General features: G+C 57.8%; 23 protein-coding genes. 7 read left to right on the forward strand and 16 right to left on the reverse strand.

Translation table 11 applies throughout. The features are described 5' to 3' along the window. Positions 1-27 precede the first annotated feature (27 nt). The gene (locus tag ACOY6C_RS09055) at positions 28-567 is read right to left on the reverse strand and encodes a hypothetical protein (RefSeq protein ID WP_420905147.1); all 540 of its coding nucleotides are present in this window, start codon (positions 565-567) and stop codon (positions 28-30) included. A gap of 294 nt (positions 568-861) precedes the next feature. Between ACOY6C_RS09055 and ACOY6C_RS09060 the strand changes: the two genes are divergently transcribed. From ACOY6C_RS09060 to ACOY6C_RS09080, 5 genes are all read left to right on the forward strand, one after another. Beyond that, positions 862-1065 carry a zinc finger domain-containing protein gene (locus tag ACOY6C_RS09060; protein WP_420905148.1) on the forward strand — a complete coding sequence of 68 codons (204 nt, stop codon included), beginning with the start codon at positions 862-864 and terminating at the stop codon, positions 1063-1065. After that, positions 1019-1798 carry a DNA adenine methylase gene (locus ACOY6C_RS09065; RefSeq protein WP_420905149.1) on the forward strand — a complete coding sequence of 260 codons (780 nt, stop codon included), beginning with the start codon at positions 1019-1021 and terminating at the stop codon, positions 1796-1798. Before ACOY6C_RS09060 ends, ACOY6C_RS09065 begins: the two co-directional genes overlap by 47 nt. Positions 1799-2045: 247 nt before the next feature. After that, positions 2046-2501, forward strand: coding sequence for a hypothetical protein (locus ACOY6C_RS09070; RefSeq protein WP_420905150.1), 456 nt, complete (start codon positions 2046-2048; stop codon positions 2499-2501). 15 nt (positions 2502-2516) lie between these two features. Then, positions 2517-2927, forward strand: coding sequence for a hypothetical protein (locus ACOY6C_RS09075; protein ID WP_420905151.1), 411 nt, complete (start codon positions 2517-2519; stop codon positions 2925-2927). 109 nt (positions 2928-3036) lie between these two features. Next, the gene (locus ACOY6C_RS09080; protein ID WP_420905152.1) at positions 3037-3180 is read left to right on the forward strand and encodes a hypothetical protein; all 144 of its coding nucleotides are present in this window, start codon (positions 3037-3039) and stop codon (positions 3178-3180) included. Positions 3181-3348: 168 nt separating this feature from the next. On the opposite strand, the gene ACOY6C_RS09085 is transcribed toward ACOY6C_RS09080, so the two are convergent. The 11 genes from ACOY6C_RS09085 to ACOY6C_RS09135 form a co-directional block, all read right to left on the reverse strand. Next, the gene (locus ACOY6C_RS09085) at positions 3349-3711 is read right to left on the reverse strand and encodes a hypothetical protein (RefSeq protein WP_420905153.1); all 363 of its coding nucleotides are present in this window, start codon (positions 3709-3711) and stop codon (positions 3349-3351) included. Between the two features lie 148 nt (positions 3712-3859). Continuing rightward, positions 3860-5470, reverse strand: a complete 1611-nt coding sequence (locus ACOY6C_RS09090; protein ID WP_420905154.1) for a type I restriction-modification system subunit M — start codon at positions 5468-5470, stop codon at positions 3860-3862. After that, the gene (locus ACOY6C_RS09095; RefSeq protein ID WP_420905155.1) at positions 5467-6573 is read right to left on the reverse strand and encodes an AAA family ATPase; all 1107 of its coding nucleotides are present in this window, start codon (positions 6571-6573) and stop codon (positions 5467-5469) included. Before ACOY6C_RS09095 ends, ACOY6C_RS09090 begins: the two co-directional genes overlap by 4 nt. Then, a complete protein-coding gene (locus ACOY6C_RS09100; RefSeq protein ID WP_420905156.1) occupies positions 6570-7586 on the reverse strand; it encodes a virulence RhuM family protein in 1017 nt (338 codons plus the stop codon). Before ACOY6C_RS09100 ends, ACOY6C_RS09095 begins: the two co-directional genes overlap by 4 nt. Next, on the reverse strand, positions 7583-8767 hold the full coding sequence (locus ACOY6C_RS09105) for a restriction endonuclease subunit S domain-containing protein (protein WP_420905157.1): 1185 nt from the start codon (positions 8765-8767) through the stop codon (positions 7583-7585). Before ACOY6C_RS09105 ends, ACOY6C_RS09100 begins: the two co-directional genes overlap by 4 nt. Further along, positions 8764-11733, reverse strand: a complete 2970-nt coding sequence (locus tag ACOY6C_RS09110) for a type I restriction endonuclease subunit R (RefSeq protein WP_420905158.1) — start codon at positions 11731-11733, stop codon at positions 8764-8766. Before ACOY6C_RS09110 ends, ACOY6C_RS09105 begins: the two co-directional genes overlap by 4 nt. Before the next feature lie 617 nt (positions 11734-12350). After that, positions 12351-13445 (reverse strand): FemAB family protein, encoded by a 1095-nt coding sequence (locus tag ACOY6C_RS09115; protein ID WP_420905159.1) that lies wholly within the window; start codon positions 13443-13445, stop codon positions 12351-12353. Between the two features lie 90 nt (positions 13446-13535). After that, positions 13536-14999, reverse strand: a complete 1464-nt coding sequence (locus ACOY6C_RS09120; RefSeq protein ID WP_420905160.1) for a DegQ family serine endoprotease — start codon at positions 14997-14999, stop codon at positions 13536-13538. Between the two features lie 25 nt (positions 15000-15024). Continuing rightward, complete coding sequence (locus ACOY6C_RS09125; RefSeq protein WP_420905161.1) at positions 15025-15537, reverse strand: SoxR reducing system RseC family protein; 513 nt, start codon at positions 15535-15537, stop codon at positions 15025-15027. Beyond that, on the reverse strand, positions 15530-15913 hold the full coding sequence (locus tag ACOY6C_RS09130; RefSeq protein ID WP_420905162.1) for a hypothetical protein: 384 nt from the start codon (positions 15911-15913) through the stop codon (positions 15530-15532). The genes ACOY6C_RS09125 and ACOY6C_RS09130 overlap by 8 nt, the downstream gene beginning before the upstream one ends. After that, on the reverse strand, positions 15910-16506 hold the full coding sequence (locus tag ACOY6C_RS09135) for a sigma-70 family RNA polymerase sigma factor (RefSeq protein ID WP_420905163.1): 597 nt from the start codon (positions 16504-16506) through the stop codon (positions 15910-15912). The genes ACOY6C_RS09130 and ACOY6C_RS09135 overlap by 4 nt, the downstream gene beginning before the upstream one ends. Between ACOY6C_RS09135 and ACOY6C_RS09140 the strand changes: the two genes are divergently transcribed. Continuing rightward, on the forward strand, positions 16498-16725 hold the full coding sequence (locus ACOY6C_RS09140) for a hypothetical protein (RefSeq protein WP_420905164.1): 228 nt from the start codon (positions 16498-16500) through the stop codon (positions 16723-16725). The two genes, ACOY6C_RS09135 and ACOY6C_RS09140, sit on opposite strands and share 9 nt — an antisense overlap. A 127-nt stretch (positions 16726-16852) precedes the next feature. Here the strand turns inward: ACOY6C_RS09140 and ACOY6C_RS09145 are convergent, their stop codons facing one another. Beyond that, the gene (locus ACOY6C_RS09145) at positions 16853-17029 is read right to left on the reverse strand and encodes a hypothetical protein (RefSeq protein ID WP_420905165.1); all 177 of its coding nucleotides are present in this window, start codon (positions 17027-17029) and stop codon (positions 16853-16855) included. A gap of 260 nt (positions 17030-17289) precedes the next feature. Between ACOY6C_RS09145 and nadB the strand changes: the two genes are divergently transcribed. Then, positions 17290-18918 carry an L-aspartate oxidase gene (nadB, locus tag ACOY6C_RS09150; RefSeq protein ID WP_420905166.1) on the forward strand — a complete coding sequence of 543 codons (1629 nt, stop codon included), beginning with the start codon at positions 17290-17292 and terminating at the stop codon, positions 18916-18918. 70 nt (positions 18919-18988) lie between these two features. Here the strand turns inward: nadB and ACOY6C_RS09155 are convergent, their stop codons facing one another. The 3 genes from ACOY6C_RS09155 to ACOY6C_RS09165 form a co-directional block, all read right to left on the reverse strand. Beyond that, the gene (locus ACOY6C_RS09155) at positions 18989-20299 is read right to left on the reverse strand and encodes an HlyD family type I secretion periplasmic adaptor subunit (RefSeq protein WP_420905167.1); all 1311 of its coding nucleotides are present in this window, start codon (positions 20297-20299) and stop codon (positions 18989-18991) included. Next, positions 20296-21966: an ATP-binding cassette domain-containing protein gene (locus tag ACOY6C_RS09160; RefSeq protein WP_420905168.1), complete on the reverse strand. Its 1671-nt coding sequence runs from the start codon at positions 21964-21966 to the stop codon at positions 20296-20298. The genes ACOY6C_RS09155 and ACOY6C_RS09160 overlap by 4 nt, the downstream gene beginning before the upstream one ends. Before the next feature lie 494 nt (positions 21967-22460). Next, a complete protein-coding gene (locus tag ACOY6C_RS09165; protein ID WP_420905169.1) occupies positions 22461-23933 on the reverse strand; it encodes a TolC family protein in 1473 nt (490 codons plus the stop codon). Positions 23934-24150 lie beyond the last annotated feature (217 nt).

Consider the following 24150-nt stretch of genomic DNA (forward strand, 5'->3'; position numbering starts at 1 on the left):
CGCTTTTCAGGTTGGTTCGAGCAGAGTTTATTGCGGCCTGCTGCAATCCTTGCCGTCCGCAGTGCGGCATTTGAATGTATAGGTTGGCGTTGGCGGGGTGTAGGCTGGTTGAGAATATCCCATGGCCGCTGGAGCAGATTGTCCATACCCGGACGTGCTGCGCTGCGGCGTGACGATCACCGCGTTTGTCCCAGAAAACGGAAGAAAACACCCGCCCTCGCTCTTCATCAAAAACCGAACCGTGATAATACTCCCCTTCAGTAAATCATATCCCGCCCGATCATCAGCAAATTCAACGCGCAAATCTGCCGTACCCATCCTGTCAATATTAAGGCTGGCGCTGTTTGCCGAAGACAATTCAACCGTCCCCGTCCATGTCATCCAGTGGTTGTAATATTGACTCTTGAAAATATTGTCTTTTTTATCACTGCTGTATTGACTCTTGCACCCAACCTCACGATCTAGAGTCGTGTAAGATGCCGCGCTCTCCGGGTATTGCGGGGTAGACCAGCTGACATCTGGCACAAAGAAAACAGACAAAGCTACAATCAATGGACTGATCTTCATGCGGTTCTCCATGATCGACAAGATGTGAAAAGGCACCGCAACATCAAGCTTCGTGAAGCGCTTCCTGTTGTGGCTTATTGTGACTTCTTATAATCTGCGCATGAACGCTGTCATGAATGATAAGGCGACAGCCGGGAGAGCACAAGAAAGGAAAAGCTTTGCGGCCTCGATAAGCGGGGGCCTGGGGTGTTGCGAGCACCCCAAGCCGCAGAAACCAACTCTGCACAGACCAACTTGGCCAGTTTTGGCCGTCCCGCACCGCACGCGCGGCGGGGTGAGTATAGGGGATTTTCTGTGCTGTTGGAAATACGTTGTGGCCAGTGCCATAAATTATTGGCCAAGGGGAGCGGGCACCTTGAAATCAAATGCCCACGCTGCAAAACCATCAATCACTTAAGAGACCGCGAGTCTCGCCAATCCGACCGCCCGCGAGCGACCCCGGAATCTCAACATGTCCAACCTGATCAAACCGCCGCTCGCCGGCTGGATGGGCGGTAAGTACCTGCTCTCCAAAACCATCGTCTCACAAATCCCCGCCCACCGCTGCTACGTCGAGCCGTTCGCCGGCGCCGCCTGGGTACTGTTCCGCAAACCGCCATCGGCAAGCGAAGTGCTCAACGACATCAACGGCGATGTGATCAACCTCTATCGCGTCGTCCAGCACCACTGGGCGTCTTTCGCGGACGCCCTGCGCTGGTCGCTCTCAAGTCGCGAGGAGTTCATCAGACTCCTCGACACCCCAGCATCCAGCCTGACCGATATCCAGCGCGCCGCCCGATTCTACTACCTTCACAAGCTCTCGTTCGGCGGTCGCATGACAGGCCGCCGAACCTTCGGCACCTCGGCCACCGAGCCGGCGCGCCTCAACCCACTCGCGATCCGCCGCGAAATCTCCCTGGCCCACACCCGCCTGGCGCGCGTGACCATCGAAAACCTGCCCTACATCGACCTAATCCCGCGCTACGACCGCCCGGAAACCTTCTTCTATATCGACCCTCCCTACTGGAATTGCGAGAACTACTACGGCAAAGGCATCTTCTCCCGCGCCGATTTCACCACCCTCGCCGAGCTGCTCGCCGGTCTGCGCGGACGATTCACCCTCAGTCTGAACGACGTTCCGGAAGTGCGCCAAATCTTCGAACGATTCCGCATCGATCCCGTCACCACCCGCTACTCGTGCCTCGCCAGCCAAAACATCCCGGCAAAAGAGGTGCTCATAAGAAATTTCTAAGGAGAAGTAGCTCAAAGCGGAAGCGAAACAAGCGCTACTCCAGCACTTAAGCCGCCGGATAGGTGGCCAGCCCAGCCAGATTCATCGTCTGCGCTGGGCTTTTTTTTGCTTTGTTTCCCTCTATAAAAAAATGCGCCTGGTTGCATTTTTTTCCGTTGCGTACTGTATCCAAATACAGTATAAATAGATCCAACAGAGCAAGGGTGCTCTGACCGCGCCTCGGGGAATCAGGGGCAGGAGACAAACCATGGCCAAATACACGATCACCCACACCTGCGGTCACACCAGCGTTGCAGACATTTGCGGGCCGGTTGCTGCTCGCCAAGGACGCGCTGATTGGATGGGTCGGCAAGGTGCCTGCAATGCTTGCCTGCAAGCCGAGCGGGCGGCAGAGAGCGCCAAGGCCGCTATCGACGCCAAAGAGTCTGGATTGCCGGCCCTGGTCGGTAGTGACAAGCAGGTCGCATGGGCAGAGACCATCCGGGCCAACGCGATGCAGATCATCACCAGCAGCAGCAACCACGTCAAGGCCATGCTGGCCGCCGGGAAGGTGCCTGCCCACATGGTCGAGCAGACCAATAAGGGTGTGGGCTTGCTGGATTCCCTCATCGCCGAGACGAGTGCCTCTCGGTGGATTGATATCCGGACCAATCTTGAGACCTCCATCAAGCTCGGCATGTGGGTCCAGGCGCAGACCAAGTAATTTTTGGGAGGGTGAATGAAAATCACGATAAGCGGACAGAAATACCGTCTAGACAAGACCGCCGGATCCTACGGGATCGGAGTCATCAAGCGCCGCCACTCCGGTGAGGTATTGGATGGCATCACAATGCAAGCCATCCATGCAGCTGGTGGACGGATCGAGACCGATGCCCCTGGCAAGGTACTGGCGGCCCTAGGAGTGCCTCCAGAGATCGGGATGGAGTGGATCAGATACTCATCTCCAGAGCGGGATGAGTTGCTTAAGATCCGAGATGATCACCAGATCACCAATCGTGAGATTGGCGAGATGCTGGATATCAGGACAGGGACAGTAGACGGATGGACATGTGATCCATGGTCAAGACGACACTCTCCCATACCGCCTGGCATGCTGGCTCTTCTCAAAGAGCGACTCGAAAAAAAGTGACCAGGTTGCATTTTTCCGTTGCATACTGTATCCAAATACAGTATAAATAGATCCAACAGGGCAAAGGTGCTCTGACCGCGCCTCGGGAATCAGGGGCAGGAGAAAAAAAATGCGCAAGGAATTTTTGGAAGTAAGCACCCGTTACATGGCCAAAAAACTGGCTCCTTGGGCCGCCATTATCGCCAAGGCGGATGGAGGCTACATGGCTTTTGAATCGGTCACCGATTATTGGACATGGAAGCAGCAAAAATAGCAATTCAACAAGGGGCCGCAAGGCCCCTTTTTTAGTTCCGTTTCCGTTCCGTTTCTTTCCACCCAACACAAGCGCATCATTTTGAAATTTAATTTAAATATCATACTTTTAAACCATTTCATGTCGTTTTCTTTATTTTGAAAAATTATCAAAACAAGCGCAAATCGATCAGAAATCCCCAAAATCCCCCAACATTTTTTGACGCTTCTTTTGACAATCAATCTCGCTTTCTCTATTGTTTTCGCTAAATTTTTTTCTTCTTTTTTCATCCTTTCCTTTTCTCAATTCAATCGTCACCCCACATTCCGCCGGCACTTCCAGTACTTGCGCGGATCCTGTCCCAGCCAAGTTGCGACGTTGTTTTCTGCTCACTCGCGCCGCCTCCAATTTCTGCTTTGGTCTCCTCAATTTCCGTATGTCTCCCTGCAAGGCGATCCGCATTGGAGCTAACGCAATACTTAGCAAATCTCCATATCCAAGAGAAGCAATACAACCTGATAAATTCCCGAAAAGAGCTCGTGTGCTACGCAAGCCGATTTATCGTTCATGATCGCCACAGGAGAAACTTGAGCGGGTTATAGAGCGTTTCGGCGCGTAATGAACCTGTTTCCGCCTCCAGACACGGGAATTTTCCCAGTCTTCGGAGTTTTTTTCAGCAACATCTCAGCAAAGTTTAGAATCAAGGCAAAGGTGGCAAGCCTAGCTCCTTCAGGAATTCATTGTGCTTTCTTGTATCTGCCTCTATTTTCTCTTCTAAAGTCACCAGTTCCCTATGCACCACGCCAAGATCGATTCCTTCCTCCGCCTCGGCTGTACTCACATAGCGCGAGATATTCAAATTAAAATCATGTTCCTTCTCGATGATCTCCAATGACACGCGCCGCGAGTAACGGATTTCTTCCTTGCGGTGCTGATAGGTGTCGATGATCTTTTCGATGTGCTTGGGCAAGAGCTGGTTTTGCCGCTTGCCTTTCTCGTAGTGCTCGGCTGCGTTGATGAACAGCACATCATCCGGCTTTTTGCATTTCTTCAGCACCAGGATGCACACCGGAATGCCGGTGGAGAAGAACAGGTTGGCCGGCAGGCCGATCACCGTGTCGATGTGGCCGTCTTTCAGCAGCTTGGTACGGATGCGTGCCTCGGCTCCACCCCGGAACAGCACGCCGTGCGGCAGGATGATAGCCATCACCCCGTCCTGTTTCAAATAGTGAAAACCGTGCAACAGGAAGGCAAAATCCGCCGCCGACTTCGGTGCGAGACCATGGTTCTTGAAGCGCACATCCTCGGCGAGTGCGTCCGTGGGCTCCCAGCGATAGCTGAACGGCGGATTGGCCACCACGGCGTCAAACTTCGGCGTCTTGGCCGGGTTGGTCTCGCGCAGCCACTCCCAATCGTTGGTCAACGTGTCGCCGTGGAAGATGTCGAACTCCGAATCCTTCACCCCGTGCAGCAGCATATTCATGCGTGCCAGGTTGTAGGTGGTGATGTTCTTCTCCTGCCCGGCGATCTTGCCGATGCCGTGCGGCCCCATGCGGTGGCGCACATTCAAGAGTAATGAACCCGAGCCGCAAGCAAAGTCCAGCACGCTGTCCAGATGCACGCGCTGACCCGTTTTCGGGGCCTGAGAATCCAGCGTGACAATGGCCGACAGGATGTCTGAAATGCGCTGCGGGGTGTAGAACTCGCCCGCTTTCTTGCCGCTGCCAGCCGCAAACTGGCCGATCAAGTACTCATACGCATCGCCCAAGGTATCGCTGTTGGTGGAAAAATCGGCAAGCCCCTTGGCGATCTCGTTGATGATCTTGCACAGCTGTGCATTGCGCTCGGCATAGGTTCTGCCCAACTTGTCCGAGGCCAGATTGATCTCCGAAAACAGCCCTCGAAAGGTGCTGGTGAAGGATTCGCTCTCGATGTAGTCGAAACCTTTTTGCAGCGTGGTCAACAGTTCCGCGCTCTGCGTGCGCGCCATCTCAGCCAGGCTCGTCCACAGATATTCCGGGCGGATCACATAATGCACCTTGCGGCGCAGTTGTTTTTCCAATTGTCCCGTATCGTCCGGATTTTGCGCATACCACACCGCCAGAGGCGTCCGGCGGTCGCTTGCGGGCAGGGTGGGATAGTCAGGCCCAAGCTCCTTCTGCACCGCCGATTCAAAGTTGTCGGACAGGTAGCGCAGGAACAGAAAAGCCAGCATGTAATCGCGGAAATCGTCCGCATTCATCGCCCCGCGCAATTGGTCGGCGATGGCCCAAAGGGTCTTGCCCAGTTTTTGTTTGTCGGTTTCGGTCATGGTGTGCCTACTGTCTCAGGTGCCTGAGGGAACAAATCGGGATTGAAGGGGTAGCGGTTCAGGAAGTCGTGCAGGATCTTCCTGAAATACTCTTTGTTCTCCTCCAGCATTTGTTGAGGCTCGAAGAGCGAATATTTGCCGTGGCTCAGGATGTTAATCAGGCGGGTGTGCAGGATGCCGTCCAGGTCGTCTTCCCGCTGCTTGATACAAACTGAAAAGTCTTTGTATCCATGGAAGCTTGCCGTCTTTTCCAGAATGGTGCGCAGCATATTGAAGTGGTGGGTGAACAAGCGGTCTTCCCGCGCGGCCTGATACAACTCGGCCAAGGCAGCAACATGGTGGAAGAATGGCGTGTCGCCCTTTTCCTCCTGCAGGGTGTAGCCGCTGCGGCTTGCCGGTCTGTTGACAAAGTACTTGCGCGCACGGCTCAGTTCGTTGCTCAACACATTGAAGAACAGCGTGTGGTGCGTTGAGATGACGGTCTTGAGCCTGCTGTCTGGCCGCTTGAGAAGTTGTGCGAGGTGGTTCGCCACACCAATGGCGTTGTGCTCGTCCAGCGACGAGACGGGGTCGTCGATATAGATGTATTGAACCCATTGATAGGCTTCCGCCCCATCCATGGCGAGTTGCACGATGGCGAGGAAAAAGCACCAAATGAAAATATTTTCCTCGCCGCGTGACACCTTGATATGGTCAACGGTTTCGCCCTGGACTTCTCGGGAGAAGTTGATTGTCCATTTCTCGTAGTCGATGCTGAAATCGAAATCGGTATAACGGTGCAAAAAGGGACGGATGCGGCTTTCCATCTCCAACGATTCCAGCCCGGCGAAAAAGTGTGAGGCGGAATTGATTGTCAACACCCGCTCGCTATCCCCGTCCAAATCGTTGTCCCAGTGGAACAGGTCTTCGGTGAAGGCGTTGAAGTAGAGCGTATCTCTTGCATCGCCTTGCTTACCAATATCCTTGAAATCCATCGAAAGACGGGTCTTTCCTGTGCCGTTGTAGGCATAGAGTAGGACGGTCTTCTTGTCTACCAACACCTGCCGCAGATGTGCGGCCAGTTTGGGCAGGTCGGCAAAGTTTTTTGGCGTATTATTACTCATTCCGCTCTCTCCTTACGGTGCTTGAGCCGGTTTTCCAACGCCTTGAGTTCGGCCTCGTCCTGCACGTCGGCTGCTTGCGCCTCTTCGATTTTGCGTCGCTGGTCATAATCCAGAAAGAGCGTGGCAACCTGCTGCTCCATGCGGGCATGGCTCACCGAACCAGCCCCGGCAAGCAGAGGAAAACCGTTGGCGGTGATGATTTGTCCCACGTTTTGCCGCCAGAAATCCATGCTGGTGATGGTTTGCCGCTTGGCACGCAGTTCGGCGGTTTCCAGAAAGATCACCACCAGCCGGTTGAGGGTGTCGATTTCATCTTCCGTCAGATAGTTTTTGGCGATCAGGATATCCTGCTTGCGTACCCGTGCGCCCTTCCAGGCCAGCAAGCCAAAATGTGCATCCGCCGGGTTGGCGCGGGTCAGGACAATCTCGGCGGCGGTTTGTTGCGTGACGGCATACAAAAGCAGGTTTTGCACCGTGGCAAAAAATTGCTGGGTGGCTTGGTCGCTCTTGTCGTAGTCGGTCGCCAGGGCGAACAGATCGCGCACTTTTTGATAAAACCGCTTTTCCGAGGCGCGAATGTCCCGGATGCGCGCCAGCATTTCGTCAAAATAGTCCGGCCGCCCATCGGGATTCTTGAGCCGCTCGTCGTCCATCACAAAGCCTTTGCGCAGGTATTCCACCAGTACCGTGCTGGCCCAGCGGCGGAATTGCACCCCACGCTTTGATCTCACGCGGTAGCCCACCGCCAGAATGGCATCCAGGTTGTAGAGCGTGACCGGGCGGCGCACTTCGCGGGCGCCCTCGGTTTGAACTGTCAAGGATTCCTTGACAGTTGCGGCGGGGTCCAGTTCACCGTCTTGATAAATGTTCTTTAAGTGCAGTGAAATATTCTGCTTGCTGGCGTTAAACAGTTCCGCCATTTCCAGTTGGGTGAGCCAGACCGTGCCCAGGTCGGCCCGCAGTTGCACCTGGGCCTGGCCGTCCTCACTGGTGTAAAGAATGAGCTGCGTCATGCCGCCCCTTCATCCATGACTGGAAAAAGCTGCTGCATCAGCCCTTTTTTGTGGGCTTTGAGCGCTTCGAGCTTTTGGTTTTGGGCGGTGATAAGGTCGTCGAGGGAGGAAAGGCAATCGGCAATTTTTTGTTGCTCGGCATGGCAAGAACAAGGTACCGGGAACTCACGAATCATCGGAATCTCGCCACGCGGCATCTTGACGCCTTTGGCACCTCGCATCACGTAGTCGATAAAGAAATCGCTTCGTAGTATTGCGGCTAAGTAACCAGCACCAATTTGCCCTTTTGATCGAACAACAAGCACATCGTTTGACACACCACCTCGTATGTCGGCTTTCCAAACTTTCTTCAAGTATGGGCGAATATTAGAAATAAGGATGTCTTCCGGCTGGAAGCAGGTTACGGATGAAACCGATGGCAGTTTAAATGATGGGCTCATACCACCGAAATCAGGTAGCAGGTTTTCCGTGCTTACATACCGATCCGCAGTAATTTCATCGATGCTGATTTTAGCGCACACGAAATAAGCAACGGACCCGAGTGGAGAACTCGATAACTCCCCGTCGAACTCCGCAAACCTCAGTCGTGGCACGGTTTCACCCTCGGCGGGGAAAAGCTGCTGCATCAGCCCCTTTTTGTGGGCTTTGAGCTTGTCGAGCTTCTGGGAGTGTGCGGTGATGAGGTCGTCGAGGGAGGTGAGGCAGTCGGCGATTTTTTGTTGTTCGCCACTCTGTCTCTCTGGGTAGGCAACTACCTTGGCTTTAAAAATGGCAAAGTGCCTCTTGTACTCTTCCTGGATGACAGGGCGAAAGTGAAGAAATTGGTACAGATAATCAGTGCTGACGAGGGCATTCCCCTTAAGTATCTTGATGCCATCGGCACCTTGTGCAAAGGCACGTCTCAATAACTTAAGTGAACACGTATGATCACCAAAAACAATTAATACTTGATGATTATCAATTAAGGACTCTGCATCGTTTGTCCATCCCGCAATATCGCTTTGCCCTTGGTCGATGATTGGAAACTGACCTTCCCGCAGGTAGTCTGTGGTTTGAATCTTCTTGGGCGGCGTAATTGTTGATATTAACTGATCAAGTTGCGCACTTTCCCACTCCCCCCCCTCCCGAAATTCCGGAAACCGCAACCGTGGCACCAAGGGGCGTTTGTTGTTCCCGCTCATGCGCGCTCCTCTTCATAAGCGGCCAGCCCGGCAATCTCCCGCCCCTGGGCGAGCTTGTGCAGCAGGGGGGCGAGTTCGTCCATCAGTTTCAGTTCCGCCTTGGTGCGGGCTTTCCAGTCCAACCCCAGAGGGGCGAAGAGGTCGGAAAGAAGTTCGCCGTCGAAGATGTGGCGGCGCAGCACCGCCTCGACAAAATCTTGCAGGGCTTGCGCCTCCAGCCCGTGGCGGGCGGCCAGTTCGGTAATGGCCTGCATTTTTTTCTCGGCCTTGAAGCGCTCGAAACCTTCACGGATGGCTTTTTCGTCCAACGGCTGATCCACCGGCAGGCTGCGAATATACTCGGCGATGTCGTCGCGCTCGTCCAGCAACTTGGCTTCCGACTGAATGAGGCCGATCAACTCCTCACGGCTCATGGTGCGTTTGCCGGGCAGCGTCAAACGGGCGATGAGAGCCATGATATAATCGTAATCGATGACAGCACTGGCAAAAAGGACGAACTCGAAATCAAGCTGCTGTACCTCGGGGGCGGTGTCGCCCTTGTCCTGCTTTTTCCTGAGCTGGCGGGCGGTTTCCAGGTACTGGGCGCGGAAGCTTTGCAGGGTATCGGGTGGGGCGATGGTATCGATCTGTTTTTTCTGTTCCTCGGAAAGATCGGTGTACTGGTCGAGCTGGGTGGTCAGGCGCTGCACCTCTTTGAACAGGTTGACAAACTGGCTGCGCGCCGCATCGCCCCTGAGGTTGGCCACTTCTTCGGGCTTGGCCTCCAGGCCCTGCGAGCGCAAAAAATCTTCCAGTTGCTGCGTGGCGGCCCCAAGCTTGTCGATGACCTTGGGGGCGGGGTCCACCAGCCAGATTTCGCGCGGGTTGTCGATTTTTTCGCCCGAAAAGAGGGCTATGGCCTCTTCGACCGGCTTTTGCTGCTGACGAAAATCGAGGATGTTGCCGTAGGGCTTGCTGTCGTTAAGTACGCGGTTGGTGCGCGAGAAGGCTTGAATCAAGCCGTGGTGCTTGAGATTTTTGTCCACATACAGGGTGTTGAGGTACTGGGAATCAAAACCGGTGAGCAGCATGTCCACGACCAGGGTCAAATCGATCTTCTGCTCGTGAGGCAGGTCGGCATTGGGGTATTGCTGGTCTTTGATGCGCTTTTGCACATCCTGGTAGTAGAGATCGAAATCGGCCAGTCGGTGGTTGGTGCCGTAGTGGGCGTTGTATTCCGCGATGATGCGGATGAGCGCGGCCTTTTTGCCCTCTGGATCCTGTTCGTTATCGATTTTTTCCTGCGGCAGATCTTCCTGAATTTGCGCTACGTCCTTGTTGCCTTCGGCGGGCGGCGAAAAGACGCAGGCGATGTGCAACGGTTTGAATTCCGGGTCTGCGGTCCGTCTGTCGGCCTGCATCCGTTGGAACGCATCGAAATAGGCGATAGCGTCGTTGATGTTGGCGGTGGCCAGCACGGCGTTGAATTTGCGGCCACTGGTGGCGGCGTCGTGTTTGGCGAGGATGGTTTCGATCACCTTTTCTTTAGCCAGTGCCTCACTGGGCATAGACGGGTTGTTGCCATCTGGCTTGTAGTAATCGATATGAAAGCGCAGGACGTTTCTGTCGTCGATGGCGTGGGTGATGGTGTACTGGTGCAGGCAACGCTGGAACAGGTCATCCGTGGTGCGGTAGCTGGCCTCCTGGCCTTCAATCTGCTGATAGCTCGCGTTGGCCTCAAAGATGGGGGTGCCAGTGAAACCGAAGAGTTGGGCGTTGGGAAAAAACTCCTTGATGGCCTTGTGGTTCTCGCCAAACTGGGAGCGATGGCATTCATCGAAAATGAAGACCATGCGTTGCTCGCGAAGCGGCTTCAGACGCTCCACATAGTTGCGCCTGTTCGTGCCATCGAGTGCCAGGCCCAGCTTCTGGATGGTGGTGACAATGACCTTGTCGGCATAGTCATCCGATAGCAAGCGGCGCACCAGTGCCTCGGTATTGGTGTTCTCTTCGACGCACCCTGCCTGGAAGCGATTGAACTCCTCGCGGGTCTGGCGATCGAGGTCTTTACGATCCACCACGAACAGGCATTTGTCGATGTCCGGATTGTCCTTGAGCAGCGTGGAGGCCTTGAACGAGGTAAGCGTCTTGCCGCTGCCGGTGGTGTGCCAGATGTAACCATTTCCGCAGTTCTGGTGGATGCAATCCACGATGGCGCGCACGGCATAGATCTGATAGGGCCGCATCATCACCAGCTTCTGCTCGCTGGCCACCAGCACCATGTAGCGGCTGACCATCTCGCCCAGGGTGCATTTGGTAAGGAACTTCTCGGCAAAGGCATCGAGATGGATGATCTTCTTGTTGTCTGGGTCCGCGAACTGGTAAACGGGCAAAAAGCGCTCGTCGGCGTTGAAGCTGAAGTGTCGTATGTTGTTGTTGGCGAAGTACCAGGTATCGGTGCGGTTGCTGACGATGAAGATCTGGATGAAGCACAGCAGCGTGTTGCCATAGCCGTTGCCTGGGTCGTTCTTGTAATCGACGATCTGCTGCATGGCGCGGCGCGGGCTGACCGAGAGGGATTTCATCTCGATCTGCACCACCGGCACGCCATTGATGAGTAGCACCACGTCATAGCGGTGGTGGCTGCTGTGGTTGTTGATGCGAAGCTGGTTGACCACCTCGAAGTCGTTCTTGCACCAATCCTTAATGTTGACGAGCGTATAATTGAGCGGGGTGCCATCGTCCCGTTCGAAGGCGTTGATGCTGCGCAGCACCAGAGCGGCCTTGAAAACGTCGGGCGTGGTGATGCTGTCCAGGAGGCGCGCGCATTCGTTTTCGGTGAGCTTGACCCGGTTGAGAGCCTCGAACTTGACGCGGAAGTTGGCCTCCAGCGCGGCGCGGTCGCGGATGTCGGGGCGAGCGGTGTATTTAAGCTCGCTTAGTTTATCAATGAGGTCTTGCTCGATTTGGCGTTCCAATGTCGTCATCAAACCTGTCTCAGGATGCTGAATGGCTGGCTGCGGCTGCATCGGGGAGGGGCAGGTACGCGCAGATTATTTGGATTGCTGCTGTCATCGCCCATTTTTCTTAAGCATGCACGTTCCAAAAAAAAACGAAACAACTGAAATTCTCAGGCATGTCATGGGGTGGGTCCGTCCTCGACCTTGCAGCGGGTTCGGTTGTTCTCACCAACATCATTATGCATAATAGCTTCTGTGGGCGCAACCCACCCTGTCCGCCGGATAATTCAGCGTTCCAAATCCACCCATGGCGATGCGGCAGGCGACCCGCATCATGTCAAGCCTCCTGGCATCCTTGGGGAGATCTGCCATTCTTTTCCAGATCAGTTGAATTTCCTGCACATGCAGGTCGAGTCGGCATATGGAAGTATTATCCGCAGCATGTGTCAATAAAAACAAGACACGCGCCTTCAGAATTTAATGTCGAAACCCGTGTGTCCGCGGGCCCAACTTCCACCCTTCGGGCGGGGTATTTTAAGTCATCGAGGGCCTACCATCCGATGTATTGAAGTGAACGAGGGAAAGCCCCCTCGTCACAATCATCGGCTCGGGGAACTGCCTGGAATCAAGGAGGAGATGCGGAATCAAGAGGGAGATATGGTGAGGCTGAATTCGTAACTCGGCAGGATATGGGTCGCGAATCCCTGCTTGAAACAGGAGATGGAGAGCTCCTTTTCCGTGGGCGACGGCGTATCCGCGGGATAGTGGCGCCGACCGATCTTGTACCATCGCAATCCACGACGCTGCATCTCCTGAATGGCCAGAAACTGGACGACGTGCCCGAGCGGTTTGTCGAACAACGCGCGGTCATAAGCCGCAACCGCATAACACCCTTCCTGCCTGGTGACATGAAAGTAACCGCCCCCCACCAGACGTTGATGCGCGTCACGCAGACCGATCAGAAACCCCTGCTGACTGACCACGGTATCGTATTGAATCTGCCAGGTCTCATCGGAACGGGTTGATCGTCCCGCAACCTGGAAATGCAATCGCTTGAACTCCGCCCATACCTCCGGATTGGCTGAGGTGATCGATTCGATCTGCCAGATCTTGCTGCCCGAGGTGATCAACGAACGAAAACTCTTGCGCATGCAGCTCTTGATCTCCGCCAACGACAGGGAGAGATCCACGAACAGTTCGTGACGCAACGTCACCACGGCGCCCAACCGCATCAGTTGATCATGCCAATGGCCGATTGCATGGAGTCCGGAAAAGCCCTCCATCAACACCAGTTCACGATGACGCGTCCAATTCCCAAGCAGTTTCAGGAAATTCAGGCATCTCGTCACAATGTCATGAACCGATTTTCCGGCCAGTTCAGCCCGAAACAGGGGGGGAGCGATGCATCCGCCTTGACTGCTGATACGTATGTCACCGTTTTCAAGGAGCGTCAACGAGAGCGGCCAGAGTCCACAAGGATTGCGATCATGATTCAAGATCAGGGAGATATCGATCATGACGGCCCCGCCACATCGCCCATAGGCCATTTGATAATCGATCATGCTGCCCGAACAGGAAACCGGAAGGTAGGAAAACCGCGTTTCCATCTCCATCCAGGCCTGGGGATGCTCTGGACGCAACCTTGCGTCCAGATGAACCTCACGGATCATCTCCGCGATCCGTGACAGGATGGCCCCATGGGGAGCGGTTGACAATCCAGTCCAACGGGTTGCGTCCATGTTAAAGAACGGCTCTCATCGAATGACGGGAGGGAGACAATGGGTAAGCAGATCCTGATTCACCAGGTCAGGTGAAAGGCATGTCGCGCTTCACGGCTTTTTGGCCGGCAGGGGCACGGCCAGGAACAACGGATCGCTGCCACGACGCATCAGCACCAACAGCGTCTGCCCCGGATTCGCCTTGCCGAGCACGGCGCGCAGATCCTCCACGCTCTTGATCGGCTTGCGGTTGAGTTCCTGGATCAGATCGCCGGGACGCATGCCGGCTTGATCCGCCGGAGAACCGCTCTCCACGTTCGCCACCACCACGCCCTCGATCCCGGCAGGCAGTTCCAGACGCTCGCGCCACTCCGACGTCAGCGCCTGAGGCACCACGCCCAGAATCGTCTTCTCCTGTTTTCCCGAACCGGCATCGCGCTCCTCATCCTCGTCCTCCGCCGGTTCGTCATCGCGCATCGCGGCGATCACCACCTCCATCTTTCGGGATTCGCCCGCGCGCACCACCTCCATGGTGACCTTCTTGTTCACCGGCGTCTCGGCGACGATGGCCGGCAACTCCTTCATCCGCCCTACCTCATGACCATCGAACCGCACGATCACATCCCCGGAGCGCACCCCCGCCGCTTCCGCCGGACTCTTCGGCTCCACGCTCGCCACCAGCGCGCCCCTCTGGTCACCCAGACCCAACGCCTCGGCCAACTCCTTGGTCACGGTCTGGATACGTACCCCGAGCCAACCACGGGTCACCTTCCCCGACTCGCGCAACTGCGCGACGATGGATTTGGCCATGTTGATCGGAATCGCGAAACCGATTCCCATGTTGCCGCCGGAACGGGAGAAGATCGCGGTGTTGATGCCGATCACCTCGCCTTGCAGATTGAACAACGGGCCGCCGGAATTACCCGGATTGATGGCTGCGTCGGTTTGCAGGAAATTGTCATAGGGACCGCTGCCGATGCTGCGACCGCGCGCGGAGATGATCCCCATGGTCACCGAGGCTTCCAATCCGAACGGATTGCCGATCGCCACCACCCACGAGCCGACCTCGGCCTGATCGGAGTTGCCCAGGGTGGCCACCGGCAATTTCCCATCGCTCTTGATGCGGATCAGGGCCAGATCGCTCTTGGCATCGCGACCCACCACCGTGGCGACCAGTTCCCGTTCGTCGGACAGACGCACCAGAATCTCGTCCGCCTCGTCCACCACATGATGGTTGGTGAGGATATGGCCCGCGTCGTCGATGATCACCCCGGAACCCAGACTGCGCGACTGCATCGAAGGGGGATCGTTCGGCCCATCCTCGAAAAAGCGCCGAAACAGCTCATCCAGGGGCGACTCCCCTTGCGGCTGACCGCGACGGGGGAGTTTTCCGCCCTGCCGGGGAGCGGACGCATGAACCTTCTGGGAGGTGCTGATATTCACCACCACCGGCTGGAGTTTCTTCACCAGGGGGACCAGATCGGGCAGGTTGTTGGCCTCGGCGGAGGCGATCAGCCCCAGGCACATCCACAACAGCCCACAAACGACAAGCAGCCGACCGGTCAGCTTCGACATGGACGATTCCCTTGGTGAGATAGGATCAGGAGAGAAAACCAGGCGGTTGACCATGACACCAATCGGTGGAGAGCACTTCCACGACCACGGGACCGCCATCCCGATCCGAACGATGGGAGCGGCGGTGCAACCAGAAGAAGGTCGCGGCCAGGGAGACGAATCCGACCACCGCGGACCAGGCTTCGATATCCACGGACCAGCCGAAGGTCTGAATCAGGTAGCGTGCCCATGCCACCATGGCGAACAGAACCACCAGGGGGAGAATATAGACCAGAAACGAGGCCCTGAGAAAGGTTCGTTCGGAGATTTCGATGGAGACCCGCTCTCCGACCTGGGCATGACAGGCGTTGAGGGCACGGATCTTGATGGATCGCTGTCCCAGCTCTCCAGAAAGGACAGTGCAGGATTGTGAATTGTGGCACGAGCCGCACATCTTTTGACGTTGGCCGCTCACCACCGCATAGGCCCCTTCCAGGGCCACGACAAGTCCCTCTTCGCGGATCATTTTCGGTTTTTCGATTCTTCTGGGTTCAGGCATGGATTTCCGGCGACTCCAGCGTGTCCGATGAGTCGGCCCCGACCGGCAGGGCCTCGGCGAGAATCGTTCCCACCACGAGCACCGGAATGCCGAAACGCAACAGACGATCCCGGAGCGAATCGCGGCGCACATCCCGCGGCGTGGTGCTCTTTTCGTTGCGGATGGCCAGCATCACCGCTTCGGTGAAGGCCTCGGTTTCGAACCAGGGGGCCTCGCCAGCCATGAGTTCGCGAATCTGCGCCAGCCGCCCCATGGTGCGGCAGCAGTGGTCGCAATGAATGAGATGTCGCGCCACATGGCCGACGATGATACGATCCAACTCGCTGTCCAGAAACGCGGAAACCAGTTCCGGATCACAACCGCCCGACTGACTCATCGCCCGTGCCCCCTCGCATGATGATGTCCCGTGCCCATACCGTATGGATTTCTATCCTGCAAATAGGCCTGCATCCGATCCATGATCTCCTGACGACTGCGGTAAATGCGTGAACGCACCGTCCCGATGGGACAATGCAATGCCTTGGCGATCTCCTCGTAGGAGTGTCCCTCCACGTCGCGCATCTGGATGGCGCGACGCATCTGTTCCGGCAAGGCGTCGATGGCCTGACGCAAGTTGGTCATCATCTCCTGGCGCAGCATCAGGCGTTCCGGTGTTTCGTGGTTGCGCAACTGCGGAGCCATCCGCTCCGAGTCTTCCAGCTCCTCGTCGGACATCGACAACCCGCGTTCCCTGGACAAGAGGTGGTTCTTGCCCGTATTCACGGCGATCCGATAGAGCCAGGTATAAAACGCCGATTCGCCCCGGAACTTCTCCAAGGCGCGATAGGCCTTGATGAAGGTCTCCTGGGTCAGATCCAGCACCTTGTCCGGATCCGAGACGATCCGCCCGATGGTGGAGGCCACCCTGCCCTGATAGCGTCGCACCAGCACCTCGAAGGCCTTCTGATCCCCCTTCTGGGCGTGCGACACCAACAATCGATCGGCGTCATCGCCCCCGGTTTGGGGCGGTTCGGTCTGGAGCGATCCGATCCGTTCCGACCCGATCGCGTCCGTTTCGGTCTGGTTCGACCCGATCGCATCCGTTTCGGTCTGGTTCGACCCGATCGCATCCGTTTCGGTCTGGTTCGACCCGATCTGGTCTGCTTCGACTTCGCTCAAACGCTCGGACTCCACATCGGCTCCATCTGAGGCTTTGACAAGATTAAACACCGGTTCGTTGCAAAAATTCAACCCTACCCCATTATTTTTTGCCACAATCATGTCATGCCGACACGGGTCACGCTTCGGGAATGATAACGCATGCGCAAGGCTTCCCTCAATGATCCGAATCGGACCCGCGCAAAAGAAACGCGCAAAGGCGGGTCAACACCGGCACCGTCGTCTCGGTGACTGGCGTGGCGGACCAGGCGAAACCCTTGGACTTCTGGCGTGACAAAAACACCTTGGACAGGCTCTCACCCAGAATCTCGGGCAGCACAAAAATCAACCGCACGCTCGAAGGAGAGACCTCTCTCCCCCACATTCCATGCGTCCCTGGCCGGATCAAAAAGGATATTCAGGTAACTTGCATAATGGGGGAGAACCCCTCACCCCCCTTGCCATGAAGCTCCCTTCGGGAGTTCCATGGTAATCATGGTAACCACGACACATCCACGAATGCAATCCGGAATCGGACGAACATCCTCGACATATCAAACCATTCCCATCATCAGATCTTGACAGACGCCACAACAAGGCCAAAATAGGGATCCCATGTCCACCTTGCTCTCATCTCGTCCGCTTACCGCCGATTTCCTGATCATCGGCGCTGGCGTCGCTGGTCTGGATCTGGCCCTGCGCATGGCCGGACACGGCGACGTGCTCGTGCTCACCAAGGCTGCGGAGGGGGAATCCAACAGCTACTACGCCCAGGGCGGCATCGCCGCGGTGCTCGACCCCGCCGATGACCTGAACTCCCACATCGCCGACACCCTGATCGCCGGCGCCGGACTCTGCCACGAAAATACGGTCCGGCAGGTGGTGGAAAACGGACCCCGCTCCATCCGTCGCCTCCTTGATCTCGGCGCCCCCTTCACCCGCGACGAGACCCAGGGCGGGTTTCATCTCACCAAGGAAGGGGGGCACTCCACCCGCCGGGTCATCCATACCGCCGACGCCACCGGACGGGCGGTCATGGAACTGCTCCTGGAACGGGTCAAACAACATCCGCGCATCCGCATCCTCGCCGACCACATGGCCATCGATCTGGTCACGGCCCGCAAACTCGGCATCTTCGCGCCCGGGCAACCCAACCGCTGCTTCGGCTGCTACGCCCTGGAGATCCTGACCGGTCGGGTCGCGACCCTCCAGGCCCGCTTCACGATCCTGGCCTCGGGTGGCGCGGGCAAGGTCTACCGCTACACCTCCAACCCGGACATCGCCACCGGGGATGGCATCGCCATGGCCTATCGGGCCGGTTGCCGCGTCGCCAACATGGAGTTCATCCAGTTTCACCCCACCTGCCTGTACCACCCCAAGGCCAAATCGTTCCTGATCTCCGAGGCGGTGCGCGGCGAAGGCGGCATCCTGGTGATGAAAAACGGCGAACCCTTCATGCAACGTCACCACCCGCGCGCCGACCTGGCCCCGCGTGACATCGTGGCACGGGCCATCGACTACGAAATGAAACGCTCCGGCGATCCCTGCGTCTACCTGGACATCACCGCCAAGGGCAAAAGCTTCATCGAGGATCACTTCCCGAACATTCACAAAAAATGTCTGGAGTTGGGCATCGACATGACCTCCGAGCCACTCCCGGTCGTCCCAGCCGCCCACTACACCTGTGGCGGCGTGGTCACCGACCTGCACGGACACACCGACATCGATGGCCTCTTCGCCATCGGCGAGGTAAGCCATACCGGTCTGCACGGGGCCAACCGGCTCGCCTCCAACAGCCTGCTGGAGTGCCTGGTCTTCGCCGAGGCCGCCGGCAACGCCATGCTCAACATCATGCGCGAGCACCCCCGTTTCGCCCATCCGGACATCCCGCTCTGGGACAGCTTCGACTCCCATGCCTGCCAGGAAGCGGTGCTGATCTCCCACAACTGGGACGAAATCCGCCGTTTCATGGGCAACTACGTGGGCATCGTGCGCTCCAATCGCCGTCTGCACAGCGCCCGACGCCGCATCGAACTGGTGCAACGCGAGATCAACGAACACTATTGGAACTGCCGCATCTCCCGCGATCTGCTGGAACTGCGCAACATCGCCGTGGTGGCCTCGCTGATCATCCGTTCCGCCATCCATCGCAAGGAGAGTCGCGGCCTCCACTACACCACCGACTATCCCGACAAGGATGACGCCAACTGGTGTCACGACACCATCCTGCCGATCACCGAATGATCCCGCGCCAGACGATCACCGAATGATCCCGCGCCAGACGATCACCGAATGATCCCGCGCCCGTCGCTGTCTAACGCTCGGTCAGGGCCGGATCCATGAAACTCATGACCGGATAGAAGAGATACTCGATCACCGAACGTTGACCGGTGTGGATCGCGCAGCGCACGATCATGCCTGGAAAGAGCTGATAGCGCATGCGCCCCTTCTCGAAATAGGCCCGGTCGGTCTCCACGCGCACCTTGTAATAGTGGTTCCCCTCCTTGGTGGCCTGGGCATCGGGACTGATCAACACCACGGTGCCGGCCAGCTTGCCGAATCGGGAGGCATCCGCCGAGGTCAAAGTGATGAAGGCCGTCTGACCGACGCTCACATAGCCGATATCCTGAATCGGCAGTTTCGCCTCGACCACCAGGCGATCCTCCCCCGGCACCAGATCCAGTGCCGTTCCGCCCGGCGGGATCACCCCGCCCTCGGTCACCACATAGAGATTCTTCACCACCCCATCGACCGGCGCGGTCAACACGGTACGGGACTGGTTGTTCTCGAACTTCTGCAACCGTACCGACAGTTCGGTCATCTGGCGGCGGTTCTCGGCCAATTTCTCCCGCGCCGCCTCCTCGAACTCGTGACCCACCGCCGCCAGATTGGCCTGGGCCTCCTTGTAGGCCGCCTCGGTGCGCAACAGGGTCTGGGCATCGGTCTCGATGGCCCCGGAGATCTGATGTTGCTCCTTGAGCAGGTCCAGATGGGAGTAGCGGTTGGTGATATCCTTTTTCAACAACTCACCGCTGATCTTCACCTGCTCTTCCACCAGGCTCAGACGCTTTTTGTTGCCGCGAATGCGCGACTGCACCTCCTGGATCGCCTGTTTCTGGCCGGCCACGCTCTCGCGCAAACTGGCGAGCTTCTCGTGACGCTTGGCGCGGTTGCTGGCGAACAACTCCTCGGCGCGCGCGACCAGATCCGGATGGTTTTTCTTCATGGTGGCGGAAAAGATGATCTTTTCGGCCCCGCCGGCCTCGGCCTGCAAACGGGCGTTGTCCACCTCCAGCGAGGCGATGCGGGCGGTCAACTCCCCCACGTCGGAGTCGCTGGCCACGCTCTCCAGCTCGACCAGGGGTTGTCCCTTGCGGACCGTCTCCCCCTCCTTGACCAGAATCCGCCGGATCACGCCCCCTTCCAGATGCTGCACCTGCTTGAGCATGGTCGAGGGGGTCACCTCGCCCTGGGCGTAACTCACCACGTCGAGCATGCCGTAAGAGCCCCAGATCATCATGCCCACGAACAGCCCGACAAACAGCGACACCACCAGATGGTGACCGCGCCCCACCCCGTCGTCGATCTCGTCGCCCGACATCGGAACAACCGGCATGCCGCTCATGATCCCGACTCCGCCGGTTGCACCGCCTTGACGCGCACCTCGGGCACCGGCTTGCGATCCAGATTCAGCACGAAATCCGCCCCCCGGATCAACCCCGCGTCGTGGGAAAAGACGATCACCCCGCGCCCCTGCCTGGCCAGACGGGCGATCACCCCGGTGACCGCTTCGCGACCGGGCAGATCCATCCCTTCCAACGGTTCGTCGAAGATCACCAGACGACACTCTCCCCCGAGGGCGCGGGCCAGGGCCAGACGCTTGCGGATCCCCATGGCCAGCTGCGCGCCGCCGTTGACCAGCGGGGTATTCAACCCTTTCGGACTGTCGTGGAGGAATTTGGCCAAACCGGCCTCGGCGATGGCGGCGTTCATCCCCTCCTCGCTCCAATCGGGGTTCATGATCAGAAGATTATCCCGAATCGTCCCCTCGACGAAGGTGGGTTCCTGAGGCAGATAGACCACCTGACGCCGCCACCAGGCCAGCGACAACTGATCGAGATTCACCCCATCAATGAGGATCTGGCCACGGGTCGCATCCAACAACCCCACCAGAATGCGTGCCAGGGTGGTCTTTCCGGAGCCGTTGGCCCCGGCCACCACCAGCGAGGCGCCGGCGGTCAGGACCAGGTTGAGGGATTCGAAAAGCGGATCGGATTCCGGATGGGCAAAAGCGAGATCCTTCAACTCCAGGCGACCGTTGAAGCTTTTCAACTGCGCGCCGGCGGGGCGTTCCACAGGCAGGCGGGTGAACGCGCCCAAGGTCTCCATGGCGCGCCGCGCCTCACCCAGCACCGCGCCCAACTGCGCAAACCGCAAGATCGGCGCCATGGCCCGAGAGGCCAGAATGTTGGCCGACACCAGCAATCCCACGTCCATCTGTCCGGCCACGGCCAGTCTGGCCCCCTCGGCGATGACAAAAACACTCATCAAAGCCCCAAGGCTCTGGGCCGCGGTCTGGATCAACTCCCGGCGCGTCTCCACCAGCCGTTGCAGACGCGACCCCTCGGCCTGACGGGTGCGAAAGCGGCTCTTCAACAACTCCGCGCCATTGAAAACGCGCACCGCGTCCACGGCACGCAGGGTCGCGCCACTCAGGGCGGTCACCTCGGATGCGGTCTGGGTCTGCTCCTTGAGCAGTCCGCGCAACAGGGGATGCCCCGACATCGAAACAATGAAGGTCAAGATCAGAAAAAAGAACGCCACCCAACCCACCGAGGGTTGAATCAAAAACAACACCCCCACGAACATCAAGGCAAAGGGAAGGTCGATCAGGGCCACGAGATTGGCCGGCGCATGGGCTCTGCCGAGCACTCCGGGCGCCGCGACGATCTCCCGTTGCGCGGCGGGGGTCAGTCGATCAAGGCTGGCCGCGCTGGTGGTGGTGATGCGGTCGAAGATGCCGATGCCGAGATGATAATCCGGCTTCACCGTCACCCCATGGGTCAGTTTCAGGCGGGCCTGTCGAAATCCGTACTCCAGGACGATCGCCAGAACCGCCCCGGTGGTCAGGGTGAACAGGGTGGAATCGAGCCCATGCGACACATAGCGATTCAGCACCTGCATGACGTAGAGGGAGGAGGCCAGTCCCAGGATGTGGATGCACAGGGAGACAGCCAACAACTCAACCGCGAAAAGGGGGCGGGAAAACAACTGCCTGAGCAGGACCGTCATGAGATTGGTTGATTCATGCGTGGGAGGTGATGGGATGAGCCGCGACGGGGAAACGGTCGATACGCACAGGGGGTTTGACAAACCGCCTTCGCGGACTGTTCTCCGACGGGTCCGTTCTGCGACGCGACGGGTCCGTTCTGGCGATTGTTCTTTGTGACGTTTTGCAAAGGCGCAAAACGTCACAAGGAACCAAGGCGGCGCGCAGCGTTTTTTCGCAAAAAACGCGAAAAAACGCTTTTTTGCAGAGCGCGCTAAAGTCAAAGACCTAAAGTCCCGGGCAATGGTTCCTTGTGACGTTTTGCAAAGGCGCAAAACGTCACAAGGAACCAAGGCGGCGCGCAGCGTTTTTTCGCAAAAAACGCGAAAAAACGCTTTTTTGCAGAGCGCGCTAAAGTCAAAGACCTAAAGTCCCGGAGGCTCTGCCTCCGGACCTCCGCCGGGGACCTTCGGTCCCCGGACCCCTGCAACGGTTACGGTTTTTACGCCTGTCTTGGTTACTTCTTGCTCTCTGCCTTGGCGCCCTTCTTGGCGGCATCGGCTTTCTTGTCCGACTTGGGCGCATCCGTCTTCTTGTCGGCGGCAGGCTTGGCGGACTTGGCCGGCTCGGAGGCCGGAGGCGGCACCGCCGGACCATCCGTCATCCGCTTCGGCGGACCGTTGCCACTGTCGAGAGCGGCGGTATCCAGAGCACCCATGGCCTGCAACAACGTATAACCGGCGATGATCACATCGGTCTCCGCAGCAGTGGCATCCGCACGGGCGTTGATCAACGCCGTCTCGGCAGTCAGAACCTCCAGAAGCGACCGCTTGTCGAGCTTGCGCTCCTCGCGGGCCAATTCCAGGAATTTCTGGGCAATGTTGGCCTGGTTGTGCAGCAGTTCGGCATTGGCGCGCGCCGTGTTGAGGTTGTGCCAGGCCACGCGGGCCTGCTCCTCGATCAGACGCCGGGTATCCTCGTATTGCCGCTTGGCCGACTCCAGATCCTGGCCGGCAGCAGCCACGGAGTTCAACCCGGACAGACCCAGATTCAACGGATAACTCATCTCCACGCGACCGTAGGTCTCGTCCTCGAACTCATCCACGCCGCTGATCTTGTCCTTGAACTTGCGCTCGATGATCGCCTGGAAGGTGGGGAAGAAGTTGTTGCGCAACGCGCCCCGCTTCTGGGCCTCGCGCATGTCGGCGGTCAGACGCCGCTTGTTGAGCTGCGGGTTCTTCTGCACGCTCACCGCCACCGCATCGTCCACGCTCTTGGGGAGATTTTTCAGAAAATTCTCGTCCGGAGGCGAATATTTCAGGACTTCGGCGGGCTCCTGCAAAAAAACCGTGCGCACGCGCTCCTGGGCCTGCGCCACGGCACCCGTGGCCTGCACCTCACGAGCCCGAGCCCCGGCCAGTTGCATCTTGACTTGCAGCACGTCCGACGAATAACCGCGTCCCAGGGCCACGCGCACATCTTCCACCTCGCCCTGACGCTTGATGCTCTCCACCGACTGCCTGGAGTATTTCAAGACCTCGTTGGTCTTGCGCATCTGATAGTAGGCCGTGGCCGAATCCAGGATCAGATTTTGCTGCGCGGTCTCCAGATCGGCGAGCAGCTGATCCTTGTTCAAACGCGCCACGTCCACCGCCGCATAGGCCTTGCCGAAGTCGAACAACAACTGACTCAGCCGCACGTCGAATTCACGCGGCTCCAGTTCGGTATCGGTGCCCGGTGCCTTCTGCAAGCGACGCTCATGCCCGTATTGACCGCTCAAGGTCAAGGTGGGCAGAAAGCCGGATTTGAAGGTCTCGGAGACACGCTCCTCACCCGCAGTGACATCGGCCTTGGCGGCCAGCACACGGTCATGGCGCTGCAAGACCCCTTCCACGGCACCGCGCAGCGTCTCCGCGCCCGCCTGCCCATCCGGGCTCATAAAAGCCAGCAAGGCCAACAATCCGATACCGCCGATACGACCTACCTTCATGGGAATGACTCCTTAAAACCGGGTCAGGATCACAAAACTACCTAATGGGGGGAGAACCCACTCACCCCCCGAACGTGAACCTCCCCAACGGGAGTTCCACGCAATACCATTCGTCCCAATCCAACATTCAGCAAGATTTATACCGGCAATACCAGCACTTCGTCAACCAAATGTAACCGAAATTCACGAAAAAGCATCGATTTCGCACCCCTGGCCC

The sequence above is a fragment of the Candidatus Magnetaquiglobus chichijimensis genome, assembly GCF_045865675.1.
Classification (GTDB): domain Bacteria; phylum Pseudomonadota; class Magnetococcia; order Magnetococcales; family Magnetaquicoccaceae; genus Magnetaquiglobus; species Magnetaquiglobus chichijimensis.